Origin of the sequence: Microbispora sp. NPDC046973, from assembly GCF_040644495.1 — a bacterium.
Classification (GTDB): domain Bacteria; phylum Actinomycetota; class Actinomycetes; order Streptosporangiales; family Streptosporangiaceae; genus Microbispora.
On sequence record NZ_JBEYWQ010000018.1, the window covers coordinates 49699 to 66860 of the forward strand.

Sequence of the window (17162 nt, forward strand, 5' to 3'; positions counted from 1 at the left end):
CACAAGCCGCGTGGCACGCCAATCTAGATTTGCGGTACCTGACTGTCAAGAGCGCTCTCACGAGCTCTCCAGCTCAGCGTGAGGCGTGTGTAAAGTACCGACGAACAGGCGTCACACCTGGTGATCATGGTCGACCGAAAATATGACGACAGAACTGCCCGTGGCGCCGAAATGTTTCGAAACCTTTTTGAGGAGAGCAGATGACGGCCCCAGATCGGACGCACGCGGCGGACGGGACGCTCCGGGCGTGGCAGGACCCGGCACTCCCCGTGGCCGACCGGGTCGAGGCCCTCCTCGCGGAGATGACCCTTGAGGAGAAGGTCGGCCAGCTCGGCAGCCGGTGGATCGGCAACGACATGCAGTCCCCGGAGGAGGTGGAGCCCGACAACGCGCACAACGTGGCCCCCATGCAGGACGTCTTCGCCGCCTCGGGGACGGTGCCCATCGAGGAGGCGGCACGCCATGGGCTCGGCCACCTGACGCGGGTGTTCGGCAGTGCTCCGGTGACGGCTGTGGAGGGCGCGGCGGAGGTGGTGCGGCTGCAGCGCGAGGTGGTGAAGCACTCCCGGCTCGGCATCCCCGCGCTGGTCCACGAGGAGTGCCTGACCGGTTTCACCACCTACGGCGCGACCGTCTACCCGGCGGCCATCGCGTGGGGCGCGACCTTCGACCCCGAGCTGGTGGAGCGGATGGCCGCCGCCATCGGCAGGGACATGCGCGCCGTGGGCGCCCACCAGGGCCTGTCGCCGGTGCTGGACGTGGTGCGCGACTACCGCTGGGGCCGGGTCGAGGAGACCTTGGGCGAGGATCCGTACCTCGTGGCGTCGCTCGGCGCCGCCTACGTGCGCGGTCTGGAGAAGGCCGGGGTCATCGCCACGCTCAAGCACTTCGCCGGATACTCCGCGTCGCGGGCGGCCCGCAACCACGGCCCGGTCCCGATGGGCCGGCGCGAGCTGATGGACATGATCCTGCCGACGTTCGAGACCGCCATCGCCGAGGGTGGCGCGCGCTCGGTCATGAACTCCTACTCCGACGTGGACGGCGTGCCCGCCGCCGCCGACCCGTGGCTGCTGACCGAGGTGCTGCGCGACGAGTGGGGATTCACGGGCACGGTCGTGTCGGACTACTGGGCGATCGCGTTCCTCGCGAAGATGCACCAGGTCGCCGCGGACCACGAAGAGGCCGGGGTGCTCGCGCTGACCGCGGGCATCGACGTCGAGCTGCCCGACACGCTCGGCTTCGGCGGGCACCTGGCCGAGCGGGTGCGGCGGGGCGAGCTGCCCGAGGAACTGGTGGACCGGGCCGCGCGCCGCCTGCTCACCCAGAAGGTGCAGCTCGGGCTGCTCGACCCGGACTGGACGCCGGAGGGGTCGGTGGCCGGCGCGGACACCGTGGACCTCGACTCGCCGGCCAACCGGGCGCTGGCCCGCGAGCTGGCCGAGCGGTCGATCGTGCTGCTCGACGCGGGCGACGCGCTGCCGCTGCTCGGTGAGGGGCGCCCGGGGCCGCGCCGGGTGGCCGTGGTGGGGCCCTGCGCCGACGACCCGCGCACGTTCATGGGCTGCTACGCCTTCCCCAACCACGTGCTGCCCCGCCACCCGAATCTCGGGCTCGGCGTGGAGGCGCCCAGCCTGCTCGACGCGCTGCGTGCCGAGCTGCCGGACGCCGAGATCGTCCACGAGCGGGGCTGCGACTGGCGGGAGGAGGACCGCTCCGGCTTCGCCGCCGCGCTCGCGGCCGCCCGCGAGTCCGACCTGTGCGTGGCCGTCGTCGGCGACCTCGCCGGGCTGTTCGGGCAGGGCACCTCGGGCGAGGGCTGTGACGCCGAGGACCTGCGGCTGCCGGGGGTGCAGGAGGACCTGCTGATCGAGCTGGCCGCCACCGGCACGCCGGTCGTGGTGGTCGTCGTGTCGGGCCGGCCGTACGCGCTGGGGCGGGTGCGTGACCGGGCCGCCGCGCTCGTCCAGGCGTTCATGCCGGGCGAGGAGGGCGGGGCGGCGATCGCCGGCGTCCTGTCCGGCCGGGTGCAGCCCAGCGGGAAGCTGCCGGTGCAGATTCCGCGGACCCCGGGCGGCCAGCCGGGCACCTACCTGCAGCCGCCGCTGGGCTCCGACAGCCACGGGATCAGCAACCTCGACCCGACCCCGCTGTTCCCGTTCGGCTACGGCGCGTCCTACACCGCCTTCGAGGTCGGCGACCTGGAGATCAGCGACTCCGAGGTCCCCACCGACGGGGAGTTCACGGTGTCGGTGCGCGTGCGCAACACCGGCGGCCGGACGGGCGAGGAGGTCGTCCAGCTCTACCTGCACGACGTGCTCGCACAGGTGACCAGGCCGATGCGGCAGCTCGCCGGGTTCGCCCGGGTGCGGCTCGAGCCCGGCGAGAGCGCGCGGGCGACCTTCACCGTGCACGCGGACAGGACCGCCTTCACCGGCCGCGACCTGCGGCGGATCGTCGAGCCCGGGGACATCGACGTCTACGTCGGCACCTCCGCGTCGGACCTGCCGTGCCAGGGCCGCGTACGGCTGACCGGCCCGCTGCGCCACGTCGGCCACGACCGGCGGCTGGTCACCCCCGTGGACGTGCGACCGGCCACGGGCCCCGATCAGGGAGGAACAGATGCCGCCCAGTCGTAGGCGGGCCACTCTCGCCACGGTCGCGGCCTCGGCGGGGGTGTCGGTCGCGACCGTGTCGAAGGTGCTCAACGGCCGCAGCGACGTCGCGCCGGAGACCCGTTCCCTGGTGCTGTCGCTGCTGGAGCAGCACGACTACGTCGCGCCGCCGCAGCGCCGGGGCGAGGCGGCGCCCGACACGATCGAGGTGGAGTTCGACGCGGACCTCAACGCGTACTCCACCGAGATCGTGCAGGGCGCGGTGCAGGCCGGCGCCGATCTCGACGTGGCCGTGGTGGTGAGCATCCGGCGCAACGCCGACCGCACGGGAGGGTGGGCGCGCGACCTGGTCGCGGCCGGGCGGCGGGCGCTGGTCGCCGTCACCGGCGAGCTGAGCGCCGGGCAGCTCACCGCCCTGGCCCGGGCGCGGCTGCCCCTGGTCGTGATCGACCCGCTGAACCTGCCGAGGGCCCGGGTGACCAGCGTCGGCTCGACGAACTTCGCCGGTGGCATGGCCGCGACGCAGCACCTGCTCGGGCTCGGCCACCGGCGCGTCGCCTACCTCGGCGGCCCGGCCACCGCGGCCTGCAACCAGGCCCGGCTGCACGGCTACCGGGCCGCCATGGAGACCGCGGGTGCGCCCGTCCTGCCGGGGTACGTGCGGACCGGAACCTTCCACTACCACGACGGCGTGGCGGGCGGGGCGGCCCTGCTCGACCTGCCGGAGGCGCCCACGGCGATCTTCGCGGGCTGTGACGACATCGCGCTCGGCGTGCTGGAGGCGGCCAGGGCACGGGGGCTGCGCGTGCCCGAGGACCTCAGCATCGTGGGCTTCGACGACACGCAGATCGCCCGGATGGCCTCGCCGCCCCTGACCACCGTGCGGCAGCCGCTCCGGGAGATGGGCGCCGTCGCGGTGCGTACGGCGCTGCGCCTGGCGGCGGGGGAGCAGGTCGAGTCGCACCACGTGGAACTCGCGACGGAGCTGGTGGTGCGCGGCTCCACCGCCCCCGCGGCGCACACTGGGGAGTGAGGCCCTCACGGGGAAGCAATTCGGTCGGAGCGAACGTTGCACAGTGCAATAGACGACGCGATGCGACAGACCGCAGCGCAATAGACCGCAGTGCGATAGACCGCAGTGCGATAGACCGCAGTGCGATAGACGCCGTGCAATAGTCGCGTGAAAGTTGGTGGTCTCGATGACCGTCCAGGCAAAGGCACTGATCACGCTCCTGCCCTCCGACGAGGGCGGCCTGCCGCACGAACTGCCCTTCCGCACGCAGTCGCTGGTGATCTGCGCCTGCGCCGGGGAGGACGGCAGCGGACCCAGCCGCCCCTTCCAGGTGGCGATCACCGCGGACGACGAGGAGCCGCTGACCCCCGGCGACCGGCTGCACGTGGTGACCATCGCGACGACCGACGACGACGCGGTCGAGTATCTGCGCCCCGGGGAGCGCTTCCGCCTGTGGTGCGGCCACGATGTCGGCACCGGCATCGTCTCCCGCCGCCTGATCTGACCGACCGGCCCGTTCTCTCCGCGGCCGCGTACCGCCCGGGCGGGCGGCGCGCGTAGGCTTGTGTCGCGCCCGCGACCTGCGGGAACGGGGGGCCTGCCGCCTTGGGGAGGCGAAGATGGCCGAACAGTCGCTGCCACTCGCCGCGCACCTGCGGCTGCACACACACGACGTCGACGAGGCGCGTACGCGGGTCGGAAACGACCTCGGCGATCACGGGCTGCGGCCGGTGGATCCGGAGACCCGGCTCGACGTCCGCATGAACGGGGTGGCGTTCGACGGGGTCGGGCTGTACTCGCTCGGCTACGGCACGGAGGTGCTGATCACGCCGCGGCCGCTGGACAGCTACCTGCTCGTCGAGATCCCGCTGACCGGCACCGCGGACGTGACCCACGGCCGCGAACGGATCGTGGCGACGCCCGAGCTCGCCGCCGTGCTGTCGTTGACGCGGCCCATGTGCATGCGGTGGTCCCCCGGGCACGCGTCGCTGATCGCCCGCTTCGACCGCGCCGCGCTCGAAGCCCACCTCGCCAAGCTCCTGGGGCGCACGCCGCGCAGGCCGCTCACCTTCTCCCTCGGCATGGACCTGACCAGGCCGCCCGCCCGGTCCTGGCTGTCGGTCGTCGAGCTGCTCAGACGGGAGGCGGAGACCGGCGGCGCGATGCTGGAGCAGCCCGTCGCGCTCAGGCAGCTGGAGGGGCTGCTGATGACGCAGCTGCTGCTGGCCCAGCCCAGCAACTACAGCGAGGCGCTGTCGGGCGGGCAGCCCCGCGTCGCACCGACGGCGGTGGAACGGGCCGTGGACCTGATCGAGGCGCGGGCGGCGGAACCGCTCACGGTGGAGGAGATCGCCGAGTCGGTGGGCGTCGGCGCGCGGGCGCTGCAGGAGGGGTTCCGGCGCCAGCTGGAGACGACGCCCATGAGCTATCTGCGGGAGGTGCGCCTCGATCGGGTGCGTGCCGAACTCACGGTCCACGATTCGGGCGCCACCACGGTCACCGACGTCGCCTACCGCTGGGGGTTCGTCCATCTGGGGCGGTTCGCCCTCGCCTACCGACGGCGTTTCGGGGAGTCCCCGTCGGAGACGCTGCGCCGCTGAGCGCGGGCGCGCCGGGCGGCGCTCAGCGGGCCGGCAGGTCCGCCCACCACGTGGTCATGCCGGAGGGGCCGCTCAGGGAGCCGTGCCGGATGGCGAGGGCGTCGACGACGACGGCGCCGCGCCCGCTCTCGCCGGGGGACGCCCCGGCCCCCGGCCACACCGGCGCCGCTCCGGCGTCGGTGACCTCGACCCGGATGACGTCGCGATCGTCCTCCGAGCAGAGGAGGAGCCGGAGCTCGGCCGGCGGCAGGGCGTGGAGCACGGCGTTGGTCACCATCTCGGAGATCACCAGCACGGCCTCCTGCGCGGCGGTCCCGGGCGTTCCCCAGGCCGCGAGGACGCCGAGCGCACGGTGCCGTACGGCAACGACCTCTTGAGGAGAGTGCGGCACCGGACACGTGTATTCGGAAACGACCGCCCTGGCCGTGCAGACGTCGGCGCGGTCCATGGTCTGCGAGTTCATCGTGTCGTGCTCCTTGGTCACCAGCGGGCACCCGTGCAGAAGCGCCCCGGACGCTCCGTACGCTGCGCGTCATACGGTCGTAGAGAGCGCCACTTACCTCAGATTAGGCAGGCCATACGAACACCTGCTATCCCCAAGGCGAGGGCGGGTATCCGCATAACGAACCATTACCCGGCGGCCTGGGCGGTTGGCGGGCCGAGTGGGTCGGACGGGACGAGAGGGGCGGCCGGGTCAGGTGGGTCGGCGAGCTCGTGGGCGGAGCGGGCGAGCCAGATCACCGACAGGGCGTCGGCGGTCGTGATCGCGGCGCCGTAGACGCCTCCGGAGATCCCGGCGATCTCCAGTGGGACGGCCAGCGGCAGGAGCGCGACCGGCACCACCAGGGAGGCGATGCCATACCAGACGGTCGCCCGCCGCCAGCGGCCGTCCCGCCACTGCGTCAGAAACACCAGCGCCGTCCAGATCAGGCCCGCCACGGCGCTGAGATCGGGCATGTCGGCCACGCGCCGTGCCTCGCGCCAGTCGAGCACGTCGAACACCTCGACGGCAGCCACACTCGTGTTGGTCAGCAGGCCCGCGGCCAGGGCGAGTCCGGGGAACCCCACTGTGCGGCGCAGCACCGGGTGGAACAGCACCACGACCACCGACATGACCAGCGAGTCGATCACCACCGCCCACCACGGCCAGGCCGGTGCGACCGCGTAGACCAGCCAGGACCCCGCCGCCGCGTACAACGCCACACGTAGCCGCAGCGCACCGCGGTCCGTCACCGGCGGGCGCCCCGCGACCGGGCCTCGCAGGCCCTGCCACAGCGTCCAGCCCCACAGGCCGCCCGCCGCGAGGAGGACGAGCGCGTTCGGCCACACGGCCGTGACGTCCACCTTCGCGAACAGGTCCCGCACCGTGACGTCCTCGTCCACATCGGACAGGAGGGTCACCCGCCAGAGAAGTCCGATGTCGCCGCGGGCCGTCGCGACCACGGCGGCGACCGCGACCACCGCGCCATATCCGACGGCGGCGACAAGGGCGGAAACACCCCACCGATAATGACGCACAGACGCACCCGGGAACTCGAGCAGGAAATCAAGCGGGAATCGATCGCTCACCCTAACGAGCCGTCACCGTAAAAGGAAACAGACCTATGCTTTACCCGCTATGGTGCGAGTTCTGGTATTGGGCCACATCGGCGCGGAGGTGGCGGGCCGTCCTGTCGAGCTCGGCACGTCACTCCACCGGGCCGTGCTGGCCCGGCTGGTCTGCGCACAGGGGCACATCGTGTCCACCGACCGGTTCATCGACGACCTGTGGAAGGGCCAGGCGCCGCGGAAGGCGCTCGGCGCCCTGCAGGTGTACGTCTCGAACCTGCGCCGCGTCCTGGAGCCCGAGCGGGCGCCACGCGCCGCCGCCCGCGTGCTGGTGAGCGCGCCGCCCGGATATCGCCTCGCACTCGACACCGAGGACGTGGACGCCTGGCTTTTCCCCAAGCTGGTCGACGCCGCGGCCGGCCTCCTCTCCCGGCGCGAACCCGCCGGCGCCTTCGACACGATCAGTGCGGCGCTGTCGCTGTGGACGGGCCAGGCGTACGCGGAGTTCGCCGACCAGGAGTGGGCCGTGCCCGAGGTGGGCCACCTGATCGAGCTGCGGGCGGTCGCGGTCGAATACCGCGCCGAGGCGGGCCTTGCGCTCGGCCGCCACGCCGAACTGGTCCCCGAGCTGGAACGGCATGTCGCCGCCCATCCGCTGCGGGAGAACGCGGTCCGGCTGCTCGCGCTCTCCTACTACCGCGCCGGCCGTCAGGGGGAGGCACTCGCGGCCCTGCGCCGCACCCGGGCCCTTCTGGCGGAGGAGCTCGGCGTGGACCCCGGGCCCGCGCTGCGGAACCTGGAGGCGGACATCCTCGCCCAGGCCCCCTCGCTCGACCTGATCGTCCGGGAGCCCGCGCCCGCGCCGCTGGTCGTGCCGCCCGACCGGCCGCGCCCGCCGTCCCCCGGCAGGATGGTCGGCCGTACGAGGGAGCTGTCCCGCCTGGTCGCCGCCGCCGAGCAGGCCGGGGGCGGGTTCCGGGTCGCGTGGCTCGGCGGAGAGGCCGGGCTGGGCAAGAGCACCCTGGCCGACGCCCTGGTGGGGTGCCTGTCGTCGCGGGGCTGGCGGACCGTCGTCGGCCGCTGCCCGGAGACGACGGGCGGGGTGCCGCCCGCGTGGGCGTGGAGCGAGGTGCTGCGCGATCTCGCGGCGTCCACGCCGCCCCCGCCGCAGACCGCCGCGCGGCTGGCGCCGCTGCTGACCGACGACGCCGCGCCGGTCGGCCAGTTCTGGCTGGCCAGGGCCGTGGGCGACTATCTGGACGGCGTGCCGGGGCCGCTGCTGGTCGTGCTGGAGGACGTCCACAGGGCCGACGAGGAGACCCTTCAGCTGCTGCGCCATCTGGCCGTACGGCTGGCCGCGACACCCGTTCTCGTCCTGCTCACGCACCGGCCCGGTGAGTCGAGCGCCGACCTGATGGCGACCGCCGCCGCCCTCGCCGTCCAGACCGTGGAGAACCTGGAGCTGAGCGGTCTCGCGCCGGACGAGGTCGCCCGGCTGCTCACCGAGCGGTCCGGCATGGAGGTGGATCAGGCGACCGCGCGGAAGGTCGGCGAGCGCACCGGCGGCAACCCGCTGTTCGTGAGCGAGACGGCGCGGCTGCTCGCGATCGACGGCCCCTCCGCGGTGAACGTGCTGCCGCCCGGGGTGCGGGACCTGATCCGGCGGCGGGTGGCCCACCTCCCCGGCGCGGTCCAGGCGACGTTGCGCAACGCCGCGGTGCTCGGCAGGGAGGTCGACGCCGACGTGCTCATCGCGATGCCGGGAGCCGACGAGGAGACCGTGCTCGACGGGCTGGAGGCGGGCGTGCTGGCCGGGCTGCTGGAGGAACCCCGGCCCGGGCGGGTCCGCTTCGCCCACGTGCTGGTCCGCGAGACCCTCTACGAGGACGTTCCCCGGCTGCGGCGCGCCCGGATGCACCGTAAGGTCGTGACGGCCCTGGAGACCGTGCGGCCCGGGGACGTCGGGGCGCTGGGGCACCACGCCCTCGCCGCCGCGACCACCGCGACCGCGCCGGTCGCGGCCGAGTACGCCTCGCGCGCGGCGGCCCAGGCGTCCGCGCTGTACGCCTACCGGGACGCGGCGGCCTTCCTGGACGGCGCGCTGGGCGCGCTCGATCTCGCGCCCGCCCCGCCCGAGGCGCTGCGACTCGACCTGATGTGCCGCCTGGTGTCCGCGCTGGCGCACGCCGGTGAGGTGGAAAGGGCGCTCGACGCCCGGGCGAGGGCGCTGGCTTTCGCCCGGAGAACCGCCGATCGGAAGGCCGTCGCCCGGGCGGCCGTGGCCTTCGACGCGCCCGTCATCTGGACCATCCAGCCGGAGCGGAGGCTCGATCGCGATCTCGCGGAGCTCATCGAGGAGGCCGTCCCTCGTGAGACGGGCGAGTTGCGCTGCCGCCTCCTCACGACGCTGTGCCACGTCCTGGAGGGACACGACCCCGGCCGGGTGGAGACGGCGAGCGCGGAGGCGGTGGCGATCGCCCGCGGCATCGGCGACCCGCACCTGCTGTGCATGGCGCTGAACGCCCGATACTGGGCCTGCCAGGCCCCGGACAGGCGCGAGGAGCTGGAAGGGCTGGGGCACGAGCTGCTGCGGGTCTCCTCGTCGGCCGGGCTGCTCGGCTACCAGACGCTCGGCCACGCGGCGCTCTGCATGGTCGCGCTGGGCCGCAACGACTGGGCCGGCGCCCGGCACCACGCCGACCGGGGGGCGGAACTGTCCACGAGCGGCCAGCTCGGCCACGCCCTCGGCATCCTCGCGTTCCTCGACGCCCTCCACCTGCTCGTACGGGGAGAGTTCGAGCAGGCCGAGGAGGCGTACACGACGCTGGGCGAGCGGCTGATGGAGACGGGAGCCTCGATTTCGGCCCTCATGGGCGCCGTGGGCTGTTTCGCGGTCCGTCTCGCGGCCGGGCGCTTCGACGAGTGCGTGGAGGCGCTCGCCCCGGTGTGGGAGCGGATCCCGCAGGAGGTCGAAGAGCTGTACGTCCGCGCTCTCGTGGCGGCCGGCCGCCTGGAGGAGGCGAGGGCCCTGTGGCCGGCGGTCCTCCCGCGCCGTGACTTCTCCTGGGTGGGCATGATGGCGGCGCGGTCGGCGAGCGCGATCGCGCTGGCGGACCGTGAGGCGGCCGGAGAGTGCTACCAGCAGCTCCTTCCTGTGGAGGGGGAGATGGCCGGTCTGAACACCGCGTCGGTCACCTTCGGCCCGGTGGCCCACACGCTCGGCGACCTCGCCGTCTTCCTCGGCAGGCCCGAGGCCGCGGCGGGACACTACGGCCGAGCGGTGGAGGTGGCCCGGCAGATCGGCTCCCCCCACTGGGAGAAGGCGGCCGGTGACGCGCTCGCGCGCCTGTGATCAGCGAGGACGCCGGGGCGCGGGAACGGGCTGCCCGCGTCGCGCGGCCTCCCGTTCGAGTCGCGGTGCCAGGGCGCGGGCGGTCCGCAACATCTTCCGCACCTGCCCGAGACGGCTCCCGCTGAGACTGAAGTCCGCGAGGGCGCGCTCGATCCGCACGTGGACCCCGTCGGGCAGGGGCGTGGCCTCGCCGACCAGCACGACGTTCTCCTGGCCGCTCATGTCGGCGCCGTGGGCGTGGAAGGTCAGGCAGGCCCGTCCACGCGCAAGGACGCCGGGCGGGCCGGTCCGTACGAGGAAGCCGTCGTCCACGCGGGCCGCGCCCAGCGATCGCAGCGGCAGGGGCCAGCCGTCCTCGCCGATCACGGTCAGCACGGGATCACCGAGGCGGACGGCGTGGTCGGCACGCGGCCGCCAGTCTGCGGGCGGCTCCAGCCACCCCGGAGCGCCGGATCCCGTGGGGGCGGGATCCGACGGCGGCGCCGTCACCTCCGGCGCCGCCTCCCACCGCAGGGGAGGCGCGTCGAGCCGCCCGTCCGGCCACCACAGCACGCGCAGCGGAGTGACCTCGATCCATATCCGCGCCCAGTACCAGACCTGGCGTCTTAGGAGGAACCACGGCTGCCGGGCGACGGCCCGCGGATACTTCGCCAGAGTCCGCCGCAGGTAGCGGTCGGTGTTGGCCTGCAGATCCGCGTCCCTCACGGTGGCCAGGCCCTGGACGAGCACGACGGGAGGGCCGGAGACGGGCGACCCCGTGGGGTCGGAGAACAGCAGCGCGACCCTGGGGTCGCGTCTGGCCCGCTCGGCCTTGGACGGATAGGTCAGGCCCGTCGAGACGTCGACCGTACGACCGTCCTCGGCGAGGTAGGGCGCCACCGGCCAGGTGATCGGCGCGCCGGTGCGGGTGAGTGAGGCGTACTCGCACGTCAGCGCGTGTTCGAGCACCGGCAGGACCTCGGCGGGCCAGTTCGTGCGCCCGGCCGTGCCGGACGCGGGCGACAGGGACATCCCATGCTCCCTCGCTGCGGAATTCCTTACGCCGGGGAATTTAGGCGGCAGGGCTTAGGCGGCACTTGGGACGGACTTAGGCGGGCCCCCCTTGCCCGGCCCGGGGTGGCGGCTCCGCTACCGCTGCCGGCGCACCGGGGACGGGCGGTCCTCCAAGGCGTCCGTCATCCGCTCCAGGTGGCCCAGCAGGAAGCCGGCCTGCTCCGCGTCCAGGTGGGCGGTCATCCGTTGTTCGATCTCGAGCACGTCGCCGCACGCTGTCCGGGCTGGTCGACGGGCCGTTCGGCCGGACGTTCTCCTTCAGCGACCCCGACGGCTATGCGGTCACCGTCCACGACAGGTGAGCGGGGCCCGCGCGGGACGTGACGGGCGGTCTGTCCGCCGCGTCCCGCGCGGGCCCCGTAGCGCACTCTCCCGCTCTCGCTTACCCCCGGAATCCGGCCTCATGCACACCTCTTGTGCGCCGGGTTGCGCACCGGGCGTACCGGTCAGCTCGTCAGCAGGCCGATGCCGAGGGTCAGCACGCCCGCGGCCAGGCAGAGGGCGCCGATCCAGAGCAGGATGATCAGCCGGTTCGGCCGGGTCACCTCCCGCCCGAGGGACGACAGGAAGAATCCGGCGGACATCAGCGCGGCGGCGGCCGGCACGCCGAGCCGGGCGATCCACAGGGCGACGCCGTCGAGGCCGGTGGCGTCGACGAACAGGAGGCACACCAGCCCGAGGGTGACCAGCACCCCCGCGTGCGCGTGCCCGGCGCGAGCGAAGGTCTGCTGGAAGGGCGTCATCGGCACCGCGCCGCGGACGATCCGGGTGAGGAACCACCCGCCGAACTCGATGGTCACGACGGTCAGCAGGACGGCACCGGCGATCGACTGGGTCGGCTGGCTGAGCTGCAGGGGGGTCATCGGGCACTCCTATGCGGAATGGTGGTGGGGAAGTCGGTGAGCGGTGTCAAGGGCGGCCTCGGGAAGGCCGAGCGCCCGCGCGAGGTCCGCCAGCTCCGCCTCGAACAGATCGCCCGCCTCGTCGCCGATGACCCGCGGCAGGCCGAGCGACTCCAGGCAGACCATTCCGTAGAGCCGCGTCCAGCAGCGGGTGAAGGCGGCCGCGGCGGCGGTGGAGGGCATCGTGATCTCCAGCATCCGGACGAGCCGCTCGGCCAGCGGCTCGATCCGCGGCTCTCGAGGCCAGGGGGCGGGGGAGACGCTGCCGTAGTCCCGCCATACCTCGGCGAAGATCTCTCCGAACAGCGTGCCCACCTTGCGTCGCGCGCGGCCGACCGCCGGGTTCTCCTCCTCCGGTGGGGACACGACCAGGGAGAGGTGGAACTCCCGGGGGTGCTCGACCCCCCAGTGCCGAAACGCCCTGCTGGCGACGACGAGCCTGCCCGCCGTGTCCGCCTCGTCCACCTCGCCGACCCCGGTGGCGATGAACTCGGTGAGCTCGTCCAGGATCGCCACGGTGACCGCGTCGAGGAGGGCCCGGTGGCCGTCGAAGTAGCGGTAGACCCCGGGGGGCGTCATCCCCATCTCCCGGGCGACCGCCCGGATCGTCAGCGCTTCGACTCCCTGGGTCGTCAGGATCTCGCGGCTCACCGCGATCAGCTCACGCAGTGTGGCGTCACGCACCCTCTGGCGGCGTGAAGGGCTGGTCGTCGAGGACCCCTCCATCGGTCTGCCTTCCTTCTTCAGTTGACATATGTTAACTGTAGCGTATTACATTAGCTCTAGCGTACGCACGACGCTGAGGTTATCCACGATCGCGGTCATCGCCCGCCCGATCCCGGGAGGTCCCCCTTGGACATCGACTCCGGCACAGCACTGCGCTCCAGGCCCGCCGCCGCCCCGGCCGGCGCTCCCCGGGTCGGCGCCGCCGAGCGCGACCGCGCCGTCGAACTGCTCGGCGACGCGTTCGGCGCCGGCTACCTGACCAAGGAGGAGTTCGACGAGCGCCTCGACGTCGCCGCGCGAGCGCGGCACCGCACCGAGCTCGACGCCCTCCTCGCCGACCTGCCGCCCAGGCTGCGTACGTCGAGGGAGCGGGCGCTGCGCCGGGCCCGGAAGGCCAGGGCGGCCAGGCTGGGGGTGCGCATCCACGCCGGTGCCTATGCCGGCATGTCCCTTCTCATGGTGGCCGTCTGGCTCGTCGTCGGGCGGGCGACGGACGTCTGGTATCCGTGGCCGATCTGGCCCATCCTGGGCTGGGGCGTCGGAGTGCTGGGCCACGCCATCCCCGTGACCCTGGCGGTCCGCAGCCGCGAGCGCCGGAATAATTCAATTGCTTGACTTACCGCATCGATTCCGGTGCGGTGGTGAGGGTGACCGGGAAGTTACGAGCCGAACGGGTCAGCGTGACCCGCGAGCGGATCCTGTCGGCGGCGGAGCGGCTGTTCGCGGAGCACGGCGTGGTCGCCGTGTCCAACCGCCAGGTCAGCGAGGCCGCGGGGCAGGGCAACAACGCCGCGGTCGGCTACCACTTCGGCACCAAGGGGGATCTCGTACGCGCGATCGCCCGCAGGCACGCCGAGCCGGTCGACCGGATACGCGAGCGGATGCTGGCCGAGATCGGCGACTCCGCCGACGTACGCGACTGGGTGGCCTGCCTGGTCCGCCCGGTCACCGAACATCTGGCCACCCAGGGCACCCCGACCTGGTACGCCCGCTTCCTCGCCCAGGCGGTGACCGATCCCTCGCTGCGTGCGATCATCGCCGAGGAGACGCACGCCTCGCTGCGAAAGGCGCTGGACGGGTTCAACCGCTGCCTGCCGGAACTGCCCGCCGAAGTCCGGGCGGAGCGCGGCGACATGGCGCGGCAGCTGATCACGCACGTGTGCGCAGAACGCGAGCGCGCCCTCGCCGAAGGCGCCCCCACGCCCAGATCCAGCTGGCACGGCACGGCGACCGGCCTGATCGACGCGCTCGTCGGGCTGTGGCTGGCGCCCGTCACCCATGACCCGTGAGCCTCACCCCGCCGGACGTACGCCCGCCTCGTCCCGACCACGGCCGGCGACGCCGGCCAGCCACCGCCCGGCCGCGGCCAGCCGGGCCCGGACCCCGTCGCGGAGCAGCAGCCAGGCGACCCAGCCGACGGCGAGCACGGCCCAGTACGAGATCAGCCGGTAGAGCGCGACGACGGCCGCCGCCATGCTGCCGGTGACGCCCGCAGCGACGAACGTGGCGGCCATGCCGAGCTCGGTGACGCCCAGCCCGCCGGGGATGACCGCGACCGTCGCCGCGATCTTGCCCGCGACGTAGCCGAGCAGCACGGTGTGCGGCCCGAGCCCGACTCCCGCCGCCGCGCACACGGCGGCCAGGCAGGCCACGTCGAGAAGCCAGTTGGCCAGCGCCAGGACGGCGAGGACCAGCCGGTCCCCGCCGGTCGGCCTGATCGCGTCCCCGGCCGCGAGGATCCGGAGCGAGGCGCCGGTGCGGCGTCCGCCGGGCCGGCGGCGCAGCCGCACCACCGCGACGACGGCTGCCGCGACGACGGCCAGCGCGATCAGTGCCGGGATCCGGGTCGCGTCGCCGCCCAGCAGCGCGACCAGCCCCAGCACGGCGAAGGCGGCGGTCGAGTACACGGCGCTGAGCACGAGCGTCGCGACCGACAGCGGCTTGGACGCGCCGAGCCGGCCGAGCTCACGGATGGTGAAGGCGACCGAGAGCACCGGTCCGGCGGGCAGGGAGCCGGACACGGCGTTGCGCGCGTACGCGACGGCCATCGAGCGCGGCCGGGTGAGCGTGACGCCGCCGCTCCTGAGCAGGCGGCGCAGCAGCCCCGCGAACAGGCGCATCGAGAGGCCCTCGGCGATCACGGCGACGGCCAGCCAGCCCGGGTTTACCCGCCGGACCGAAGCCCAGACCGCGTCCGGGTCGGGGATCTTGTCTCTGAGGGCGAACAGCGCCACCCCGGCCACGCCGGCGGCGGCGGCGCTTCTGAGCCGGCGCGCCGTTCTCGCGTGAGCGACGGAGGAAGGGGACATGCGCGGGGTTCTCCGTTGCGCGGTCGGGGTGCGGTGCGCCCTTAATTCAAGCGACTGACTTAGGTTAGCATCGCGGTTTTCCCCGCTCCGGAGCGGATCCCCCGGCAGCCGGACGGCCTTCGCGACGCGGTCGCCCTGGTCAGCGCCACACGGTCGCGAACTCTTCGGCGTAGGACCGCAGGCTGCGGGCGGGCCGGCCGGTCACCTCGGCCACGGTCTCGGTGACGATGCCGTTCGCGCCCTCCCTGATCAGCCGGAACAGGCCGGTCTGCCAGGTGACGGTGTAGCCGGGAGCGTTCGCGGCGCGCATCCCCTCGGCGAACGCCTCCGGTGCCAGTGGCACGTAGCGCAGTGGACGTCCGGCCGCCTTGCCGATCTCGTCAAGCGCCTGACGGTGGGTGAGGGCCTGCGGCCCGGTCAGGGTGAGGACGCTCCCGCCGTACGAGTCCTCGGTCAGCGCGCGGGCGGCCACCTCCGCGATGTCGCGTGTGTCGACGAAGCCGACCGCGGCGTCGGCCGCGGGAAGCGCGAGTTCGCCCGATTCGCGCAGGCCGGCCGTGAAGCCGCCGTGCCCGAAGTTCTGGTGGAACCAGTTGGGACGGATGATCGTCCACTCCTTGCCCGATTCGCGGACGTTCTGCTCCCAGGCCGCCATCGGGATCGCGTCCGGCAGCGACTCGACGCCCAGGATCGACAGCAGCACCACCCGCCGGACGCGCGGGGCGGCGGTCAGCAGCTCGCGGACCAGCACCGCCCGCTCGTCCTCGGCGTACGGGCCGACCAGGTACATCGCGTCGACGCCGTCCAGCGCGGGCGCCCAGGTCGCTCGGTCAGTCCAGTCGAAGCGTACGGGCTCCACTCCGGCGACGGCGGCAGCCGGCGGGCGGCGGCCGGCCGCCCGCACCGGGACCTTCCGCTCGGCCAGAGCCGCCACAAGTGGCGCGCCGGTCTTCCCCGTCGCCCCGATGACCAGGATCCGCATCCTCTTCACCTTCCGTCCTCGGCATGATCGTGTGCCTCGACGCTAGAAGCGGAGAGGGCGGACGGTCGATGACTGTTCAGCCGCGGAAGATGCCCGGTCGTCCGGGGGCCACGGTGGCCGGGTCAGGACCGGGCGTGCCGATACCGGCCGGGCGAGATGCCGTACTCGCGGCGGAACGCCCTGGCGAACGCGTACGGGGACACATAGCCGACCTGCCGGGCGACGACGGCCAGCGGCGCGCCGGACTCCCGCAGCAGCCGGGCCGCGACGGTCATCCGCCACCAGGTGAGATAGGTCAGCGGGGGCCGCCCGACCAACTCGGTGAATCGCTGCGCGAACACCGTCCGCGACATCGCCGAGCGGGCCGCCAGAGCGGCCACCGTCCACGGGCGTTCCGGCTCGGAGTGGATGTCCCGCAGCGCCGCGCTGATCGCGGGGTCGGTCAGCGCGGCGGCCCAGCCGCCCGGTACGTCGCGCCGACCGGCGATCCACGCGCGCAGGATGTAGAGCAGCATCGCGTCCACCAAAGCCGGGACCACGCCGTCGCTGCCGGGTTGCGGGTCGTCGAACTCCTGCCCGAGCAGGTCGACGAGCCGCCCGAGCCGCCCGTGCGCCCCGGCCGGCAGGTGCAGCACGCCGGGGAGCTCGGCCAGCAGGGGATGCGGGCGCTCACCGTCGAGCAGGTACGCCCCGCACAGGAGCACCGTGGCCTCCCCGGGGCCGTCCAGGCGTAACCGGCCCAGCGAGTCGGTCCCGACCTCCTCGGGCTCGAACGCACGGACCGGGCTGGCCGGATCGTCGGCGAGCACGTGCTCGGTCGCCCGGCGCAGGAACACCACGTCGCCCGGGCCGAGCCGCAGGTGCCGCCCCTCGCCGGGCTCCCCGGGCTCCCCGGGCTTGCCGTCGAGCAGCCAGCAGGAGCCGTGCAGCACCACATGGAACGTCGTACCCGTGAAGGCCGGGAACCGCAGGCCCCAGGGTGCGCGCACCTCTGCCCGCGCCGACCGCGGCCGTGCGGTGCGCATGGCCTTCAGCGCGTCGGCGAGCACATCCACCCGAACAACC

The 17162-nt window shown here is 73.5% G+C and carries 16 protein-coding genes; 7 read left to right on the plus strand and 9 right to left on the minus strand.

The features are described from left to right. Window positions 1-200: 200 nt before the first annotated feature. The 4 genes from ABZ860_RS28470 to ABZ860_RS28485 all read left to right on the plus strand — a co-directional run bounded on the left by ABZ860_RS28470 (window position 201) and on the right by ABZ860_RS28485 (window position 5225). Window positions 201-2636, plus strand: coding sequence for a glycoside hydrolase family 3 N-terminal domain-containing protein (locus tag ABZ860_RS28470; protein WP_357225707.1), 2436 nt, complete (start codon window positions 201-203; stop codon window positions 2634-2636). Further along, window positions 2620-3645, plus strand: coding sequence for a LacI family DNA-binding transcriptional regulator (locus ABZ860_RS28475; RefSeq protein ID WP_357225709.1), 1026 nt, complete (start codon window positions 2620-2622; stop codon window positions 3643-3645). Before ABZ860_RS28470 ends, ABZ860_RS28475 begins: the two co-directional genes overlap by 17 nt. 166 nt (window positions 3646-3811) lie before the next feature. Continuing rightward, a complete protein-coding gene (locus ABZ860_RS28480; RefSeq protein WP_357225710.1) occupies window positions 3812-4129 on the plus strand; it encodes a hypothetical protein in 318 nt (105 codons plus the stop codon). Window positions 4130-4244: 115 nt separating this feature from the next. Next, window positions 4245-5225 (plus strand): AraC family transcriptional regulator, encoded by a 981-nt coding sequence (locus tag ABZ860_RS28485; protein WP_357225713.1) that lies wholly within the window; start codon window positions 4245-4247, stop codon window positions 5223-5225. Window positions 5226-5247: 22 nt separating this feature from the next. On the opposite strand, the gene ABZ860_RS28490 is transcribed toward ABZ860_RS28485, so the two are convergent. Beyond that, on the minus strand, window positions 5248-5709 hold the full coding sequence (locus ABZ860_RS28490; RefSeq protein WP_357225715.1) for an ATP-binding protein: 462 nt from the start codon (window positions 5707-5709) through the stop codon (window positions 5248-5250). 146 nt (window positions 5710-5855) lie between these two features. Beyond that, the gene (locus ABZ860_RS28495) at window positions 5856-6743 is read right to left on the minus strand and encodes a hypothetical protein (protein ID WP_357225718.1); all 888 of its coding nucleotides are present in this window, start codon (window positions 6741-6743) and stop codon (window positions 5856-5858) included. Between the two features lie 100 nt (window positions 6744-6843). Here ABZ860_RS28495 and ABZ860_RS28500 point away from each other — a divergent pair, with 100 nt between their 5' ends. Next, window positions 6844-10125, plus strand: coding sequence for a BTAD domain-containing putative transcriptional regulator (locus ABZ860_RS28500; protein ID WP_357225719.1), 3282 nt, complete (start codon window positions 6844-6846; stop codon window positions 10123-10125). Here ABZ860_RS28500 and ABZ860_RS28505 read toward each other — a convergent pair whose 3' ends face one another. From ABZ860_RS28505 to ABZ860_RS28520, 4 genes are all read right to left on the minus strand, one after another. Further along, entirely contained in the window at window positions 10126-11136 is a 1011-nt protein-coding gene (locus ABZ860_RS28505) for a hypothetical protein (protein WP_357225722.1), read from the minus strand. It lies immediately after the preceding gene. A gap of 117 nt (window positions 11137-11253) precedes the next feature. After that, complete coding sequence (locus tag ABZ860_RS28510) at window positions 11254-11382, minus strand: hypothetical protein (protein ID WP_357225724.1); 129 nt, start codon at window positions 11380-11382, stop codon at window positions 11254-11256. A gap of 242 nt (window positions 11383-11624) precedes the next feature. After that, window positions 11625-12041 (minus strand): hypothetical protein, encoded by a 417-nt coding sequence (locus ABZ860_RS28515; RefSeq protein ID WP_357225727.1) that lies wholly within the window; start codon window positions 12039-12041, stop codon window positions 11625-11627. A gap of 9 nt (window positions 12042-12050) precedes the next feature. Next, window positions 12051-12764 carry a TetR/AcrR family transcriptional regulator gene (locus ABZ860_RS28520; protein ID WP_357225729.1) on the minus strand — a complete coding sequence of 238 codons (714 nt, stop codon included), beginning with the start codon at window positions 12762-12764 and terminating at the stop codon, window positions 12051-12053. A 168-nt stretch (window positions 12765-12932) separates the two neighbouring features. Here ABZ860_RS28520 and ABZ860_RS28525 point away from each other — a divergent pair, with 168 nt between their 5' ends. Together ABZ860_RS28525 and ABZ860_RS28530 are read left to right on the plus strand one after the other, a co-directional pair. Further along, window positions 12933-13421 carry a DUF1707 domain-containing protein gene (locus ABZ860_RS28525; RefSeq protein ID WP_357225732.1) on the plus strand — a complete coding sequence of 163 codons (489 nt, stop codon included), beginning with the start codon at window positions 12933-12935 and terminating at the stop codon, window positions 13419-13421. After that, window positions 13418-14095, plus strand: a complete 678-nt coding sequence (locus tag ABZ860_RS28530) for a TetR family transcriptional regulator (protein WP_357225734.1) — start codon at window positions 13418-13420, stop codon at window positions 14093-14095. The genes ABZ860_RS28525 and ABZ860_RS28530 overlap by 4 nt, the downstream gene beginning before the upstream one ends. 3 nt (window positions 14096-14098) lie before the next feature. Here ABZ860_RS28530 and ABZ860_RS28535 read toward each other — a convergent pair whose 3' ends face one another. From ABZ860_RS28535 to ABZ860_RS28545, 3 genes are all read right to left on the minus strand, one after another. After that, window positions 14099-15115: a YbhN family protein gene (locus tag ABZ860_RS28535; protein WP_357225737.1), complete on the minus strand. Its 1017-nt coding sequence runs from the start codon at window positions 15113-15115 to the stop codon at window positions 14099-14101. A 139-nt stretch (window positions 15116-15254) separates the two neighbouring features. After that, the gene (locus ABZ860_RS28540; RefSeq protein ID WP_357225738.1) at window positions 15255-16097 is read right to left on the minus strand and encodes an NAD(P)H-binding protein; all 843 of its coding nucleotides are present in this window, start codon (window positions 16095-16097) and stop codon (window positions 15255-15257) included. Between the two features lie 122 nt (window positions 16098-16219). Continuing rightward, a complete protein-coding gene (locus ABZ860_RS28545; RefSeq protein ID WP_357225741.1) occupies window positions 16220-17152 on the minus strand; it encodes an AraC family transcriptional regulator in 933 nt (310 codons plus the stop codon). Window positions 17153-17162: the final 10 nt, after the last annotated feature.